We start from the raw sequence: 15,985 nt of genomic DNA, 5'->3' as shown, positions 1-15,985 counted from the left end.
GTGCGAAGTGTGGATTCGGTCGCGCGCACTGCGAAGCGAGCAGGCAGACTGATGACTGTGACGGCTCGAGTTGGTGCAGTGCATCTCGGCTGGGACGTGGTGTCGGTGGCCGCCGGTGGCGGCGGTTCGCCCATTCGCCCGGTCCAGGTCGAAAGCACATACACACCACCCGCATACCTGCTGGCGGATTCGTCCGGCCGGCTGCACACCGCCGGCGTGGACCGGCGTCCCGATGTCGGCATCGCCATCTCCGATGTGCGCGACATCATCGGGCACCCGCAGATCGTGGTGGCCGGGGCGACCTGGCCGGCCGAGCTGGTCTTCCGGGCCCGCCTGCACAATCCGCTCGCGTCCATCGTCGAGCACCTGGGCGGTGCGCCGGATGTGCTCGCGCTGCCCTTCCCCGATGAATGGCCCGACCCCAAGGTCGACGAATTCGTGCGCCTCGTAGAGCAACTCGGCGTGCCCGCCGAGCCGCTGCCCGAATCGGTCGCGCTCTCCGGCTATGTCCGCGCCCTCGGTCTGGTGCGCGCGCCCGGTCGCGGTCCGGCGGTCGGCGCGGTCGGCGTCTACTCCGACGGTCGTGAATGCCTGGTCGTCGCCGTCCACGGCAATGACGATCAGCCCACCGAGTCGGTCAGCGTCGCCATCACCGCCGAGGCGCTGCACGAGGCCCACGCCGCCGACAATGTGGTCATCGAGGTGATGGCCGCGGCCCGCGCCATCAATGCCGACACCTCGACCGTGCTGCTCACCGGCAATGTGTGCTTCAACGACGCACTGCGCCTGGCCTTTCAGAACCATCTCGGCCACCGCTTCCAGGTCGCCGACCACCCGATGCACGCCCTGGTCCTGGGCGCGACCCATCTGCTGGTCGCCGACAGCGAGGGCGACCCGGCCTACGACCGGCCCGCGGCCGCCGCGCCGCAGCCGGCCGGCGCCGATGCGCGCCCGATCGAGCAGGGTCCGCGTCATGTCACCGGCGGCCCGGCCGCCGGGCAGCCACTGCAGCGTCAGCCCGAGCCGCTGGCCCACCAGCCGGAATTGATTCCCCGGCACATGGATTCACCGCCCACACCCGAATCCGGTGCGCAGCGACCGGATTCCGCGCGCGGCACCGGCCCGCAGCCCACGGTCGATCCCGCCGCCGCGCCGGATCACTCGGGTGCCGACCCGGCGGGTGCGACCGTCCGCCTCACCGCCGAGGAGGCCGCGGCCATCACCGCCGCCGCCCAGGCGAAGCAGGCAGCCGGGACCGGCCCACAGGCCGTCGCCGATCCCGCGGCAGCAGGTCTCACCAGGAGAATCACCGCGCAGGAGGCCGCATCTCAGAGCGGTGGCGCGGGCACGCCGACCGGACCCGGCGGCCTGACCCAGCGAATGACGGCCGAGGAGGCCGCGCGGCTCACCGCGCAGGCGGCGGGGCAGTCGCCGAGTGGCGATGCGGGCCAAGGGGTTCCCCGTGGCACCGAGAATCCGAGCACCGGGCCGCAGCCGGTGGCCGGCGGCCGCGGCACGCTGCCGCCCGGGCTGGAGGGCGTGGGTGGCCGGTTCATGCGGCCGCCCGGGTCGCCGGCCGATGATCAGCTGACCACGGTCATGGGCCAGGGCGGCGCCGGGGCGGGCCAGCAGGGATTCGGTCAGCCGGGCACGCCCGCCGCCGATGCCGGGCCGGGCTCGGGTGCAGGTGCGCCACCGGGCACGGGTGCCGGAGGCGCGCAACAGGGTTCGGGCGGTGCGCCCGCCGGACCGTACGGCTCCGGCGGTTACGGGCCGGCCGGCGGCTACGGCCAGGCGGCCGGGCAGCCGGGCTACGGCCAGCCCGCCGGCCAGTACGGACCCGGTGGTTCCTACGGTTCCGGTCAATCCGGACCGGGCGCCGGGTCTTCCGGCTATCCGGCTGCTGCGGGCTACGGTTCGGCGAATGCTCCGAGCTCCGACGCGGCCGCCCGGGGCGGCTACGGTCCGGGCGGCGCGCAGCCGAATGCGGGTGGCCAGTACGCCCCGCAGCAGGGTGCCGCCGGACAGTACGGTCAGGGCGGATACGGCTCGGGCGGCTATGGGCAGCAGGGTGGGTACAACACCGGCGGCTACCCGGTCGGTCCCTATGTGCCCGAGGGGGATACGTCCGGTTCTGGTCGCGGGGGTTTTGCTGGATCCGGTGGAAATGCTCCTGGTCAGTCCGGCGGGATGTACGGTGGGTCGATGTCGACGGGGGCGCCTGGGGCGAATCCGCAAACGCCGGAAGATGCGGCTGGGCAGCCGGATTCGGAATCCGGCTCCGAGAGCGACCGCAAGCAGCGCAAGGGCAAGCTGTGGAACAAGATGCGCAAGCCCTTCGGCGCTCCGATCATTGTCGGCGCGGCGGCGCTGTCGCTGCTGGGCGCGCACTCCGACCAGCGGTCCGACCCGGTCGCGTCAACCACGCCCGCCGACACCGTGATTCGGGTCGGTGGCGGGACCGTGAGCCCGGTCAACGAATCCTGCGCCGTGACCCCGTTCGTGTCCGGCCTCCCGCATGCGGGCATCGCCACCGTCGGTGATCCCAGGGATCAGGACTGTCTACGCTTCGGCATCGACACGCTGCGCTACACCATTCCCGGACCCGCGCGCGGCGCCGATCCGGGCCCGCCCCTGCACATCTGATCCGTTCGCCGCGAGATCGTCGAGCCGCAGCCAGTTGGTGGCGGTCAGCAGCTCGACCCTGGAGACCCGGGGCGCGGGTCCGGTGTGACCGGTCAGCGCCCAGGCGCGTTCGATGGTGAGTCGCAGCAGCCGCCGGGCCGCGTAGAACAGCAGCGCGGCCAGCGGCAGCTCGCCGATGCCGGCGGAGAGCAGGGCGAACCACAGATCCGGGCTGTTCCAGTCGAGCACGATGTCGAACCAGGCATCGCAGATCAGCAGGGTCCCGGTGATCATCGCCCACGGAATGAAGACCTGCCGGCGTCGCCAGGCGTGCCAGGCGGTCATGCCGATCGCGCCGACCAGCGCGAAATCGAAGCCCACCCACGCGATGTCCCACTGGCTCACCTGCCGTTCGGAGGGCAGGCTGACCGAGAGGTACGCGATCCAGGGGATCAGGAAGACCAGACTGCCGGTCACGACGGTCAGCAGGATCCGGCGCATGGCGGCCGCATGCGGGTGGGGCGTCGCTGCTGCGCGCGAATAGGTCGGCTGGGTGCTGATCGCCATGGCGGCCTCCATTGGCAGGACGGCTGGACCAACCGTCGCGATGGTTCCCGTTCTCCATACAATGCCCGTACCGGAGGAACTCATTCCGCTTAGCCTGTGAGATGAATCACTCTTCGATCGGGTGTTCCCAGCCCGCCGGGACCGATTCGGGAGACGGCCACCCCCGCTGGTAAGGTGGCTCGTTGGCGTGCGGTACGGCCGGGTAACCGGTTGTCCGACGAGCCCCGGGTCTCCACCGGCCGCCGGGAATCAGCTCGACCTCACGCTTGGCTGGCAAAACCTACGACAGACAGGGATGCACTGTGCCTACGTACAGCCCCAAGGGCGGTGACGTGACCCGCAAGTGGTACGTCATCGACGCCACTGACGTAGTGCTCGGCCGTCTTTCCGTGCAGGCTGCCAACCTGCTGCGCGGCAAGACCAAGCCGACCTACGCCCCGAACGTGGATGGTGGCGACTTCGTCATCATCATCAACGCGGACAAGGTCGCCGTCTCCGGCAACAAGCGTGAGGACAAGGTCCTCTACACCCACTCCGGCCACCCCGGTGGTCTGAAGGGTCGTACCGTGGGCCAGATCCTGGACACCCGCCCCGACCGTCTGGTCGAGCGCGCCGTCAAGGGCATGATCCCGAAGAACAAGCTGGGCAACCAGATCATTCGCAAGCTGAAGGTCTACGCGGGCCCGAACCACCCGCACGCCGCCCAGCAGCCCATCCCCTTCGAGATCAAGCAGGTGGCCCAGTGACCGCTCCTGAGGAATTCAACGACGACTACGTCGTCGAGGACACCACCGTGGAGGTCGTCGAGGAGGGTGACGGTTACGAGGCCGAGGCCGAGTACGCCGAGACCTTCTCCGCCCCGGTCGTCATCGATCGCCCGGTGCAGACCGTCGGCCGCCGCAAGGAGGCCGTGGTCCGCGTGCGCCTGGTGCCGGGTTCCGGCAACTTCGTGCTGAACGGCCGCACCATCGAGGATTACTTCCCGAACAAGGTGCACCAGCAGCTGGTGAAGTCCCCGCTGGTCACCGTCGAGCGCACCGAGACCTTCGACGTGCACGCCCGCCTGGTCGGCGGCGGCCCGTCCGGTCAGGCCGGCGCCCTGCGCCTCGCCATCGCGCGTGCCCTCATCGAGGTCACCCCGGAGGACCGTCCCGCCCTCAAGCGTGCCGGCTTCCTGACCCGTGACCCGCGTGCCACCGAGCGCAAGAAGTACGGCCTCAAGAAGGCCCGCAAGGCGCCTCAGTACTCGAAGCGCTGATATTGCGCCGTCGGGCTCTACCGTGCCCGGTCCTTCCGGGGCCGGGCGCGGTACGGTCTACACGGCAACCTGTACGAGAGCAGGCTCCCCGCAACGGTTTTCACAACTGTTGCCCCTTATTTCCTGGACGCACTCCGCCGCGGAACGCGGCGGAATGCGAGAGTCCGGGAGAGGGCCGGAAGCCTGCTCTCGTGCTGTATCGACCGAACCAGCAGGGGTGTTGAGGTAATGGGACGTTTGTTCGGCACCGATGGCGTGCGCGGGCTCGCCAATGAGTCTTTGAGTCCGGAACTGGCGCTGCAGGTTTCGGCCGCCGCCGCCCAGGTTCTGAGTCGAGGGAAGAAGCGCGCGCTGGCCGTCGTCGGCCGCGACCCGCGCGCCAGCGGCGAGATGCTGGAGGCCGCCGTCACCGCGGGCCTCACCGCCGCCGGTGTGGACGTGCTGTCGGTCGGCGTGCTGCCGACACCCGCCGTCGCCTACCTGACCGGCCTGTACGACGCCTGCCTGGGCGTCATGATCTCCGCCTCGCACAACCCCATGCCGGACAACGGCATCAAGATCTTCGCCGCGGGTGGCCACAAGCTGGACGACGCCATCGAGGACCGCATCGAGGCGCTCGTCGCCGAGGGCGCCTTCACCCGCCCCACCGGGGCCGCGATCGGACGGGTGCTCGGCCGTCCCGGACTCGGTGGGCACGTCTACGACGTGCACGACCGCTTCAGCCTGGAAGGCACCCACGAGCGCTACGTCGAGCACCTGGTCCAGGCCACCGGCCGCGATCTGCGCGGGCTCACCGTCGTGGTGGACTGCGCGAACGGGGCGGCCTCCGAGGTCGGGCCCACCGCCTACCGCGAGGCGGGCGCCACGGTCATCGCCATCAATGCCGAACCCGACGGCCTGAACATCAATGACGGATGTGGCTCCACGCATCTGGAGCAGGTCCAGCGCGCCGTGCGCGAGCACGGCGCGGACCTCGGCCTCGCGCACGACGGCGACGCCGACCGCTGCCTGGCCGTGGAAGCGACCGGCGCGGTCGTCGACGGCGACGCCATCATGGCCATCCTCGCCCTGGCCATGCGGGACTCCGGTGACCTGGTGCAGAACACCCTGGTCGCCACCGTCATGAGCAATCTCGGCCTGCACATCGCCATGCGCGAGGCCGGAATCACCATGCGCACCACCGCCGTCGGCGACCGCTACGTCCTCGAGGACCTGCGCGCGGGCGGCTACACGCTGGGCGGCGAGCAGTCCGGCCACGTGGTGTTCCCTCGGTTCGGCACCACCGGCGACGGCGTCCTGACGGGCCTGAAGCTGATGGCCCGTATGGCCGAAACCGGCCGCGGCCTGGCAGAATTGGCGAGCATCGTGCAGACCGTCCCGCAGGTGCTGGTGAACGTCCCGGTCACCGACAAGGCGGCGGTCGCGGCCGCGCCGTCGGTGCTGGAAGCCGTCGCCGAAGCCGAGCGCCTGCTGGGCGATACCGGCCGAATCCTGTTGCGCCCCAGTGGAACCGAACAGCTGGTCCGCGTCATGGTGGAGGCGACCGACTCCACCCGGGCCCATGACCTGGCCGACAGTCTCGCCAAGCTGGTCGCGGCCGTCTGAGTAGCCCCTGTCGCCCCGGCATGCCGAATCGCATGCCGGGAGCACGGGTCAGTGCGTTTCGGTGAGCTGCCCGCCGTCCATGTGCCAGCGGCGGGTGGCCCGGACATTGTCGAGCATGCGACGGTCGTGGGTGACCAGGAGCACTGTGCCCTCGAAGGATTCGACGGCCTGCTCCAGCTGCTCGATGGCGGGCAGGTCCAGATGGTTGGTGGGCTCGTCCAGGACGAGCAGGTTCACGCCCCGGGCCTGCAGCAGGGCCAGCGCGGCGCGAGTGCGCTCGCCGGGGGAGAGAGTGTCGTTGGAGCGCAGCACATGTGGGCCGCGCAGGCCGAACTTGGCGAGCAGGGTGCGGACGTCGGACTCGTTCCAGTCGGGCACCTGGGCGCTGAAAGTGTCTGCCAGGGTGGCGGTTCCGCGGAACAGGCCGCGCGCCTGATCGACCTCGCCGATCGCGACGCCCGAGCCGAGGGCGGCGGATCCGCTGTCCGGCTTCGTCTTTCCGAGCAGCAGGGACAGCAGCGTGGACTTGCCGGAACCGTTGGCGCCCGTCAGCACGATGCGGTCGCCCCAATCCACCTGCACCGTCACCGGTCCGAGGGTGAAGTCGCCGCGGCTCACGGTGGCGCCCGACACGGTCGCCACCACCGAGCCGCTGCGCGGGGCGGCGGCGATGGACATGCGCAGCTCCCACTCCTTGCGCGGTTCCTCCACCGTGTCCAGGCGTTCGATGCGTTTGAGGGTTTGCTTGACCTTGGCGGCCTGCTTCTCGGTGGATTCCGCACGGGCCTTGCGACCCATCTTGTCGGGGTCCACCTTCGACTTGCGGCGGGCGTTGCGGACGCCGTGTTCCATCCAGTTGCGCTGCATGTTGGCGCGCGCTTCCAGACCTGACCTGGTGTCGGCGTACTCGTCGTAGGCCTCGCGCGCGTGCCGGCGCGCGATCGCCCGCTCCTCCAGGTAGGACTCGTAACTGCCGTCGTAGACGCCGACCTGCTGCTGCGCCAGATCCAGTTCCACGATGCGATTCACGGTGCGCGCCAGGAACTCCCGGTCGTGGCTGATCACCATGAGGGGCTCGCGGACGCCGGTCACGAACTGCTCGAGCCGGGCCAGGCCGTCGAGATCCAGATCATTGGTCGGCTCGTCGAGCAGCAGGATGTCGAAGCGCGACAACAGGACCGAGGCCAGCCCGGCGCGCGCGGCCTGACCGCCGGAGAGCACGGTCATGGGGGTGTCGAGGCCGTGCGGGAGGCTCTCGGCCAGGCCGAGATCGGCGGCCACTTCCTCGGCGCGCTGTTCCAGGTCCGCGCCGCCGAGGGCGAGCCAGCGCTCCAGGGCGGGGGAGTACTCGTCGTCGCCGCCGTCGGCGAGGCGTTCGGCGGCGGCGTCCATGAGCTGCTGGGCGGCGGCCACACCGGTCCGGCGGCGCAGGAATTCGAGCACGGTCTCGCCGGCCAGGCGCTCGGGTTCCTGGGCCAGGTAGCCGACGGTGGCGTCGGGCGGGCTCAGCACGATCTCGCCCTCGTGGGCGCGACCATCGGCGAGCATGCGCAGCAGGGTGGACTTCCCGGCGCCGTTCACGCCGACCAGCCCGATCACGTCGCCCGGGGCGAGGATCAGGTCCAGGTCGGAGAACAGAATCCGCTCACCGTGTCCGGCGGCCAGGCCGCGCGCATGCAGAGTGGTGCTCACCAGGGCGATTCTGCCGTGTTCGGGGTGGCACCCTGACTCCGGCCCTCGGAAAGTTCAGGGTCGTATTGGGGCGTGCGACCGATGTGCGCCGAGATCGAACTCGGCACAGTGGGAGACATGACGACACAGTTTCCGACTCCGGCCCCCAAGCGACTGACCCGCTCCGCCAACGACAAATGGATCGGCGGCGTGTGCGGCGGCCTCGCCCAGTACTTCGGCTGGAACGCCAACCTCGTTCGCGCCCTGTTCGTGGCGTCCTGCCTGCTGCCCGGGCCGCAGTTCCTGATCTACATCGCGCTGTGGATCGTGATCCCGAAGCAGTGAGTTGTGCACAGGCCGCGAGTTGTCCACATCCGTGATCGAGGGTGATGCGGGTGCCTCGGCAAAGTGACAGGATGAGAGCCACGTCACAGCGGAGGAGTGCACATCATGGTCACATCGGGTGATCTGCCCGGATTGGAGCTGCCGGATCTCGACGCGCACACGGAGCTCGGCGGGCTCGGCGCGGTCGAGTTATCGCACCCCACGCAGGATCTCGACGGTGACGGCCTGCTGGATACCGTGACCACCAGCACCGATCACGCCATGCAGGTGTGGACGGATCTGGATCACGACGGCTACGCCGATCATGTGACCGTGGTGGACAGCGGCGGGGATTACTCGGCCTGGGAGTTCCACCACAATCCGGACGGCACCACCGAGTGGGTGCGCATGGACGTAGGACACCTCGGCGGCACATAGCCGGGGCGGCGGGGGTTTTCACGGCATCGGGATTCGAGGGGGAGCAATGAGTGAATCCGGCGATTTCGGCGTGCGCATTGCGGCCCTGCGCGACGGGGCCACCACCTTGCGCGACAACGCGGCGGCCCTGGGGCGGCATGCCCGTACGGTCGGCGAACATGCCTTCGGCATCGGCAGGGACGAAGCCGGGCGGAACTATTCCGCGCAGGGCACTGCCGTGCACCAGGGCTTCGAGCGCGCGGCCGCCTGCCTGCGCTACTGGGGTGCGGCCGCCTCCGCGACCGCCGAGGTATTCGACCGCGCCGCAACCGAATACGCGCGCCTGGACCGTGAACACGCCACCGCACTCACGCGGGTGGGCCGATGAGCTTCGACCCGACCGGCAAGAGCGTCGACCAGATTCTCGACTACGGTGCGCCCGGCCTTCAGTACTGGGAACACTTTCTGCCCTTGTACACCAAGGCATTCGGTGCGCCGGTAGGGCTCGGCCTCGCCGACCTCTATGCCCGCTACGACGAGCAGCGAGGTGCGGATCTCATCGAATTCGACGCCGCCCGAACGGAACTGGACAGAGCGCTCACGGATGCCGAGTCGCGCTGGTCGTCGCACCAGGCGATCGCGCAAGCCTTGCCCACCGCTTGGACCGGCGCCACCGGCACCGAGGCGCTCACCATCGTGAACTCCCAACTGCGCCAGGCCCGCGACGATCTCGACACCATCCGCACCGCCTCCATCGCCATCGCCGCCGCCCTGGTCCCCCTCCGTGACTCGGTCCTCACCAAGGCCGAACACACCCTCACCCTGCTCGAACCCACTCCGGACGGCGAAGGCCGCCTCGCCATCGACGGCAAAACTCCGGACGACATCGAAGCCCTCGACACCACCGACCCCTGGCTCACCGGAACGTTCCGTGCCGACGTCGATCACAAACTCGCGGCCTTCACCGCCGCCTGCGCCGCCACCAACGAGACCTTCGAATCCCACTACCGCACCATCGTCACGGCCCTGGCCCAGGTCATCGACCATCCCTACCCGCAACCGGCCCAAGCCCTGCTGCCCCAGCCCGAGGAGAACCCGGCCCGGAGTATTCCCACGACCCGGCCTCTTCCAGCGCCGCAGCCCTACCCGGCGACAACGCCGCCAACATCGCACGCCCAGCCGTCACAGCCGGTCGTCCCGCCTGGATGCCCGCCGTCATCGGGTGGGGCAACGGCACCCGACCCGGCCCAGCCGCAGTCTCCTGATCGAGCCCAGCCGTCTACCGTCCCGCCGGAATCCCTGCCAGGCCGAGCGGGTTCCACCGCACCGGCCGCCGAGACGCAACCGGCCGGCGCTGCGGACCTCAGTGGTGTGGAGCCCGAGGGTTCCGCGGGCTCGGCGGACACTGGAACCGCAGCAGCCCCTGACCTGGCCGAGCAGCGGTCCGACCAGTTCGGCCGGACTCTGAAAGACACTCTCATACAACTCGAAAAGGGCCTCCAGCAGGGCATTTCCGGCGCCATCGAGAAGCTCGACTCGCTCACGGGCCAGACGTCGCCATCGCCCGGTGAACCCGAGGCCGCAACCGATCCCGAGCCCGAACCGGATCACTCGGATACCCCGGCTCTCCCGTCTGGCCGACTCGAATTCGACCTGTCCGGAAAGCATTTCGTCCTCGAACGTACCCCCGCAGGCGACCTGACCCTCGCCGTAACCGACGGGTCTGGCCAAACCAACACCTACACACTGTCTTTCGATCAGAACGGCAGCCCGGTCCTCACGACCGACGACCCGGCCCACACCCCCACCGCACCCGCCAGTGATGCCCACCCGGACCCGACCCCACCCACCCCGGCGGACGCACCACCCACCACAGATGGCGGCGCAACGCCCGGCCCAGACTGCGTACCCCGCACCTGCACAGTTCCCGACCCGCCGACCGCTCCACCGAATCCCTGCCCGGACCCCACCCCGAATCAGTCTGCGCCGCCAGAGGTTCCGCCCCCACCCGCCGCCGGGGACGGTGCGCCGCCGGGCTGCACCCAGCCGCCCACCCCCGATCCCACTCCGGACCAGACTGCAGGCGGTTGCGTGCCGCCGACCCCGCCCGTGCCGACCGACCAGCCAACCGTGCCCGCGCACCCGCTCGAGAACCCCGTGCCGCCGACAGTTGCGGGTCAACCCGGATCCGACACGCCATTCGCCGACGCCACGCCCTGGTCAACGGAGCCGCACACGCCGCTGGAGATCCCGGAGGGAGGTCTCGAAATACCCGAGACCACCGAACCTCTCGCGCCGTAATCGTCGTTCTGCCGGTACTGTCTGGGGCTCCGCGCAAGCACCAGTCCCGCATCCTGCGCTGCCGTAAGCGGGGAGCCGGTCGATCGTCGCTCGTGAATCCGGTTCCCGCGCTGGGAGTCCGGACGGACCGGCGGAGAGTGCCGAGGCAGGCGTCGAGCGACTCGGTGAGGGAACCGGCTGTGCCGCGCGCAGAATCGCCCGAGCCGAGCGTGCGTTGGCCGCCCCCGGTTACTTGCGGAGGGCCTGGATGAGTTGGAGGACCGGGAGTTTCTGGGGCTGCTCGGGCTCTTCCTCGATGGCGTTGGGGTCCACGAGCTGCGTGTGGGGGAGGGCGGCCTCGGGGTCGGCGAAGGGCTTGTACTTCTTGTCGCCGAGGACGGTGTAGTTGAGGTAGCCGACCAGGAGGGCTCGGGTGAGGCGTTCGGTTCTGGGTTCGTGTTTGCCGGCGCCGAGGGCGGCCAGGGCGCGGCGGCCCTCGATCATGCCGTTGTGGCCGGCCTTGTCGAGCGAGCGCAGGATCGCGCCCTCGCCCCAGGCGGCGGCCAGCGGGATGGCGTCGGAGCTGACCGAGTCGATATCGGTGGCGCCGGCCAGGATCAGGGCCGGAGCGTCGATCTTGGGGGCGAGGGCCTCGGCGGAGGGCGCGGTGGGGGACGGGTACAGGGCCGCGACGGCGGCGACGTCGCGCTGGGAGGCGGCGATGACGGCCGCGCCCGCACCCATGCCGTGCCCGGCCAGAGTCAGCCGCTTCGGATCCACGCTGACATTGCCCGCGCCCAGCCGCACCCCGGCGCAGATGTCGAGAGTGGTCAGCAGATCCGTCGCGAGGTTCAGGTGCGAGGGGATGGGTCCGCGCTCGGTGTCGGGCGCCGCGGCGACATACCCCCAGGAGGCCAGGTGCTCCAGCAGCCGGCGGTAGTTGCCGACCCCGGTCAGCCACCCGTGCCCGAACGCCACCGCGGGCAGGTTGAGTCCCTTCCCGGGCGTGTACACCACGCCGGGCAGCCCGGCGATGCCGAGATTCCCGCGCAGCACCTCGTGCGGGCCACGCAGGGTCAGAGTGCTCAGAAGCGATTTCACAGACGCCGACACGGAGATGAACTTAGTCGGTAATGGCCCGAGATGCTTCAAGCGAACCAGCCCGGAGCGAAGCGGAGGGCAAATCGGATACAGCTAGGCTAGGGGGCCATGTGCGGAATCGTGGGGTATGTGGGGTACCGGGATGCGCTCGGCGTGGTGGTCGATGCGTTGCGCCGCATGGAATATCGAGGTTACGACTCCGCGGGAGTGGCGATCCTGAACGGCGCGGGCGGCCTCGCGGTGGAGCGCAAGGCCGGGCGCCTGGCCAATCTGGAGGCGGAGCTCGCCGAGACCGGCCGGGACCGATTCGCCGGATCGACCGGCATGGGTCACACCCGCTGGGCCACGCACGGCGCGCCGACCGATCGCAATGCCCACCCGCACCGCGATGGCACGGGCCGGGTCGCGGTGGTGCACAACGGGATCATCGAGAACTTCGCCCCGCTGCGCCGCGAGCTGGAGACGGCGGGCATCGAGCTGGGCAGCGACACCGACACCGAGGTGGCGGTGCACCTGGTGGCCCGCGCCTACGCGGCCGGGGACACCGCCGGTGATTTCGTCGCCTCCGCGCTCGCGGTGGTGCGCCGCCTGGAGGGCGCGTTCACCCTGGTCTTCTCGCACGCCGACCACCCGGGCACCATTGTGGCCGCCCGCCGCTCGACCCCGCTGGTGGTGGGTGTCGGCCAGGGCGAGATGTTCATCGCGTCGGATGTGACCGCCTTCATCGAACACACCCGGGAGGCAGTCGAACTCGGCCAGGACCAGGCCGTGGTCATCACCGCCGACGGCTACCGGGTCACCGACTTCACCGGTGCGAGCGACGGTGTCCGGTTCCGTCCGTTCACCATCGACTGGGATCTGGCCGCCGCCGAGAAGGGCGGCCACGACTACTTCATGCTCAAGGAGATCCAGGAGCAGCCCGCCGGCGTCGCCGACACCCTGATCGGCCACTACGCGGGCGGCCGGATCATTCTGGACGAGCAGCGGCTGGCCGATCAGGAGCTGCGCGAGTTCGACAAGGTCTTCGTGGTCGCCTGCGGCAGTTCGTATCATGCGGGCCTGCTGGCCAAGTACGCCATCGAGCACTGGACCCGGCTGCCCGTGGAGGTCGAGCTGGCCAGCGAATTCCGTTACCGCGACCCGGTTCTGGACCGCTCCACCCTGGTGGTCGCCATCTCGCAGTCCGGCGAGACCGCCGACACGCTGGAGGCCGTGCGTCACGCCAAGGAGCAGAAGGCGCGAGTCCTGGCCATCTGCAATACCAATGGCGCGCAGATCCCGCGCGAGTCCGATGCCGTGCTCTACACGCGCACCGGCCCGGAGATCGGCGTGGCCTCGACCAAGGCGTTCCTGGCCCAGATCACCGCCAATTATCTGGTCGGCCTGGCGTTGGCGCAGGCGCGGGGCACCAAGTATCCGGACGAGGTGGCGCGCGAGTTCGCCGAACTGGAGTCCATGCCGAAACTCGTTGCCCAGGTGCTGGAGTCGGCCGACCGGGTGCGGGAGATCGCCCGCCAGTTCGCGCACGTCCCGACCGTGCTGTTCCTGGGCCGCCATGTCGGCTACCCGGTCGCCCTGGAGGGCGCGCTGAAGCTCAAGGAACTGGCCTACATGCACGCCGAGGGTTTCGCGGCGGGCGAGCTGAAGCACGGTCCGATCGCCCTCATCGAGGACGGGCTACCGGTCTTCGTGGTCATGCCCTCCCCGAAGGGCCGCGCGGTGCTGCACTCCAAGCTGCTCAGCAATATCCGGGAGATCCAGGCGCGCGGCGCGCGCACCATCGTCATCGCCGAGGAGGGCGACGACACCGTGCGCCCGTTCGCCGACCACCTGATCGAAATCCCGTCGGCCCCAACGCTGTACCAGCCGCTGCTGTCCACGGTTCCGCTGCAGATCTTCGCCGCCGAGGTGGCGCAGGCCCGCGGCTACGACGTCGACAAGCCGCGCAACCTGGCCAAGTCCGTCACCGTCGAATAGCCGCGCTGCTACTGGACGGTGACCGTGCCCTTCATGTCCGGGTGCAGCGGGCACAGGTAGCGGTAGGTGCCGGGCGTGGTGAAGGTGTGGCTCCACTCGCCCTTGTGGATGATCGGGCTGTTGATGCCCAGCGCGACGTCGCCGATGCCCTGCACGGCGTGCGGGGCGCGGTCGTCGAACTTCCAGGTCACGGTGTCCCCGGCCTTGACGGTGATGTCGGCCGGGGAGAACTTCATGTCCTTCACCTCGACGGTCACCGCGGCGGCCACCGCCGGACCGGTGGTGGTGGCCGTCGCGGAGGCGGCCGGAGCGGCCGTGGTCGAGGTGGCCGCGGTCTTCGAGCCTTCCGACGAGCAGCCCCCGGCCACCAGCGCTCCGGCCACGACGGCGACGAGAAGCAGGACACGCGAAGACGACTGGCGACGGATCGACATGCCAGCCAGGTTAGTACCCGGCGATAGCGCGCATTCGCGGGCACCGCGCTGACCTGCGCCGCGATCCGCCAGGCGTAGTCTCCTGAAGCGCAGGCAATCACACCCGGGAGGCGAGCATGACCGCACCGGCGGTGCGCGGGTACTACACGGCCGACGAGGTCCGGGCCGCGGAGGCCGAGCTGTTCACCAGGGTGCCCGAGGGAATGCCCATGCGGCGGGCCGCCTTCGGCCTCGCCGACGTGGTGGCGCGGGAACTGTGCGAACGCACCCGGGGCGTCGCCGGTCGCGCCGTGACCCTGCTGGTCGGGTCCGGCGACAATGGCGGCGACGCGCTGTGGGCGGGCTCGTTCCTGCGGCGGCGCGGGGTCGCGGTACGGGCGGTCCTGCTGGTACCGGAGCGTGCCCACGCGGCGGGCCTGACGGCCTTGCGCCGGGCGGGCGGTCGGATTCTCGCGGTCACCGCCACCGCCGAGGAACTGCGGGAAACGGATCCGCCCCGGCACGGGCTGCTGCAACACGTCTACCCCGGCACCTCCGTGCCCTATCGGGTCGGTCAGCTGCTTGGCGCACCGGATCTGGTGGTGGACGGCATTGTCGGCATCTCCGGTCGTGGCCCGCTGCGCCCGGTGGCGGCCGAACTGGTTGCGGGCGTGCGCTGTCCGATCATCGCCGCCGACCTCCCCTCCGGCGTCGATCCCGATACCGGAGCCGTGACCGGTCCGGCCGTCCGCGCGGACGTCACCGTCACCTTCGGCGCCCGCAAGCCGGTGCACGCGCTCGCCGCACCGCACTGCGGCCGAATCGAGCTGGTGCCCATCGGATTACGACTGCCCGAGGCGAATCTCATCGCGCTGGAACCGCGGGCGGTCGGCGCCGGCTGGCCGGTCCCGGGCCCCTCGGACGACAAGTACACCCAGGGCGTCACCGGCGTCTGCGCGGGCAGCGGCACCTATCCGGGCGCCGCCGTGCTGTGCACGGGTGGCGCGGTCGCCGCCACCTCGGGCATGGTGCGCTACGCGGGCACCGGCGCGGAACAGGTGCTCGCCCACTTCCCGGAAGTGATTGCCGCCGAGACCATTTCCGCGACCGGCCGGGTCCAGTCCTGGGTCTTCGGCCCGGGCGCGGGCACCGACTCCGCCGCCCGCGACCGGCTGGCCGAGATCCTGGCCACCGACCTGCCCGTGGTGGTGGACGCCGACGGCCTCAGCCTGCTCGCCGCCGAACCCGGTCTGGTCACCGGCCGCACCGCCCCGACCGTCCTCACGCCGCACGCCGGCGAATTCGCCCGCCTGACCGGTGCCGAACCCGGCCCCGACCGTGTCGCCGCAGTGCGCAAACTCGCCGAATCCTGGCAGGTGACAGTGCTTTTGAAGGGCCGCGCCACCCTGATCGCGGGCCCGGGCTTCCCGGTCTTCGTCAATGAGGCGGGCGGCTCGTGGGCCGCCACCGCCGGTTCCGGTGACGTCCTGTCCGGCATCGTCGGCGCGCTCCTGGCCCGCGGCCTCCACCCGTCCTGGGCCGCCGCGGCCGCGGCCCGCGCCCACTCCCTGGCCGCGAATCTCGCCGCCCACGCCACCACGTCCGCGGGAGCCCCGATCTCCGCCTCCCCGTTGCTCTCCCATGTCCGCGAGGCCATCGGCACCCTCCGGGAACTCGCCGCCTGATCCTCCGGCTCCGGTGATTCCCGGAATTCGGTGTCTTGGCGCGAGACCTTCGTCGGCTACGC

14 protein-coding genes are annotated in these 15,985 nt (G+C 70.4%); 10 read left to right on the top strand and 4 right to left on the bottom strand.

Annotated elements, in window-relative coordinates:
* The first annotated feature begins 57 nt into the window (after positions 1–57).
* Positions 58–2,646, top strand: coding sequence for a hypothetical protein (locus tag ABZV44_RS00940; RefSeq protein WP_354830349.1), 2,589 nt, complete (start codon positions 58–60; stop codon positions 2,644–2,646).
* Here the strand turns inward: ABZV44_RS00940 and ABZV44_RS00935 are convergent.
* Positions 2,563–3,192: a hypothetical protein gene (locus tag ABZV44_RS00935; RefSeq protein ID WP_354830348.1), complete on the bottom strand. Its 630-nt coding sequence runs from the start codon at positions 3,190–3,192 to the stop codon at positions 2,563–2,565. The genes ABZV44_RS00940 and ABZV44_RS00935 overlap by 84 nt on opposite strands.
* Positions 3,193–3,494: 302 nt before the next feature.
* On the opposite strand from ABZV44_RS00935, the gene rplM reads away from it, so the two are divergent.
* The 3 genes from rplM to glmM all read left to right on the top strand — a co-directional run bounded on the left by rplM (position 3,495) and on the right by glmM (position 6,055).
* Positions 3,495–3,938, top strand: a complete 444-nt coding sequence (gene rplM / locus ABZV44_RS00930) for a 50S ribosomal protein L13 (RefSeq protein ID WP_326309446.1) — start codon at positions 3,495–3,497, stop codon at positions 3,936–3,938.
* Entirely contained in the window at positions 3,935–4,450 is a 516-nt protein-coding gene (gene rpsI / locus ABZV44_RS00925; protein ID WP_354830346.1) for a 30S ribosomal protein S9, read from the top strand. Before rplM ends, rpsI begins: the two co-directional genes overlap by 4 nt.
* 228 nt (positions 4,451–4,678) lie before the next feature.
* Positions 4,679–6,055: a phosphoglucosamine mutase gene (gene glmM / locus ABZV44_RS00920; RefSeq protein ID WP_354830344.1), complete on the top strand. Its 1,377-nt coding sequence runs from the start codon at positions 4,679–4,681 to the stop codon at positions 6,053–6,055.
* Positions 6,056–6,103: 48 nt separating this feature from the next.
* Here glmM and ABZV44_RS00915 read toward each other — a convergent pair whose 3' ends face one another.
* The gene (locus ABZV44_RS00915; RefSeq protein ID WP_354830342.1) at positions 6,104–7,747 is read right to left on the bottom strand and encodes an ABC-F family ATP-binding cassette domain-containing protein; all 1,644 of its coding nucleotides are present in this window, start codon (positions 7,745–7,747) and stop codon (positions 6,104–6,106) included.
* Positions 7,748–7,864: 117 nt separating this feature from the next.
* Here ABZV44_RS00915 and ABZV44_RS00910 point away from each other — a divergent pair, with 117 nt between their 5' ends.
* The 4 genes from ABZV44_RS00910 (at position 7,865) to ABZV44_RS00895 (ending at position 10,768) form a co-directional block, all read left to right on the top strand.
* The gene (locus ABZV44_RS00910) at positions 7,865–8,071 is read left to right on the top strand and encodes a PspC domain-containing protein (RefSeq protein ID WP_354830341.1); all 207 of its coding nucleotides are present in this window, start codon (positions 7,865–7,867) and stop codon (positions 8,069–8,071) included.
* A 105-nt stretch (positions 8,072–8,176) separates the two neighbouring features.
* On the top strand, positions 8,177–8,488 hold the full coding sequence (locus tag ABZV44_RS00905) for a DUF6802 family protein (protein WP_354830339.1): 312 nt from the start codon (positions 8,177–8,179) through the stop codon (positions 8,486–8,488).
* Between the two features lie 46 nt (positions 8,489–8,534).
* On the top strand, positions 8,535–8,855 hold the full coding sequence (locus ABZV44_RS00900; RefSeq protein WP_354830338.1) for a hypothetical protein: 321 nt from the start codon (positions 8,535–8,537) through the stop codon (positions 8,853–8,855).
* Positions 8,852–10,768 (top strand): hypothetical protein, encoded by a 1,917-nt coding sequence (locus tag ABZV44_RS00895; protein WP_354830336.1) that lies wholly within the window; start codon positions 8,852–8,854, stop codon positions 10,766–10,768. Before ABZV44_RS00900 ends, ABZV44_RS00895 begins: the two co-directional genes overlap by 4 nt.
* A gap of 228 nt (positions 10,769–10,996) precedes the next feature.
* Here ABZV44_RS00895 and ABZV44_RS00890 read toward each other — a convergent pair whose 3' ends face one another.
* Positions 10,997–11,860: a dienelactone hydrolase family protein gene (locus ABZV44_RS00890; protein WP_354830335.1), complete on the bottom strand. Its 864-nt coding sequence runs from the start codon at positions 11,858–11,860 to the stop codon at positions 10,997–10,999.
* A 96-nt stretch (positions 11,861–11,956) separates the two neighbouring features.
* Here ABZV44_RS00890 and glmS point away from each other — a divergent pair, with 96 nt between their 5' ends.
* Complete coding sequence (gene glmS / locus ABZV44_RS00885; protein ID WP_354830334.1) at positions 11,957–13,825, top strand: glutamine--fructose-6-phosphate transaminase (isomerizing); 1,869 nt, start codon at positions 11,957–11,959, stop codon at positions 13,823–13,825.
* An 8-nt stretch (positions 13,826–13,833) separates the two neighbouring features.
* Here the strand turns inward: glmS and ABZV44_RS00880 are convergent, their stop codons facing one another.
* Entirely contained in the window at positions 13,834–14,259 is a 426-nt protein-coding gene (locus ABZV44_RS00880) for a plastocyanin/azurin family copper-binding protein (protein WP_354830333.1), read from the bottom strand.
* A 131-nt stretch (positions 14,260–14,390) separates the two neighbouring features.
* On the opposite strand from ABZV44_RS00880, the gene ABZV44_RS00875 reads away from it, so the two are divergent.
* Positions 14,391–15,923: an NAD(P)H-hydrate dehydratase gene (locus tag ABZV44_RS00875; RefSeq protein ID WP_354831591.1), complete on the top strand. Its 1,533-nt coding sequence runs from the start codon at positions 14,391–14,393 to the stop codon at positions 15,921–15,923.
* Positions 15,924–15,985: the final 62 nt, after the last annotated feature.

Origin of the sequence: Nocardia sp. NPDC004860 (genome assembly GCF_040609015.1) — a bacterium.
Classification (GTDB): domain Bacteria; phylum Actinomycetota; class Actinomycetes; order Mycobacteriales; family Mycobacteriaceae; genus Nocardia.
The sequence above is the reverse complement of the archived record's forward strand: the minus strand, read 5'-3'. Positions and strand labels throughout refer to the sequence as shown.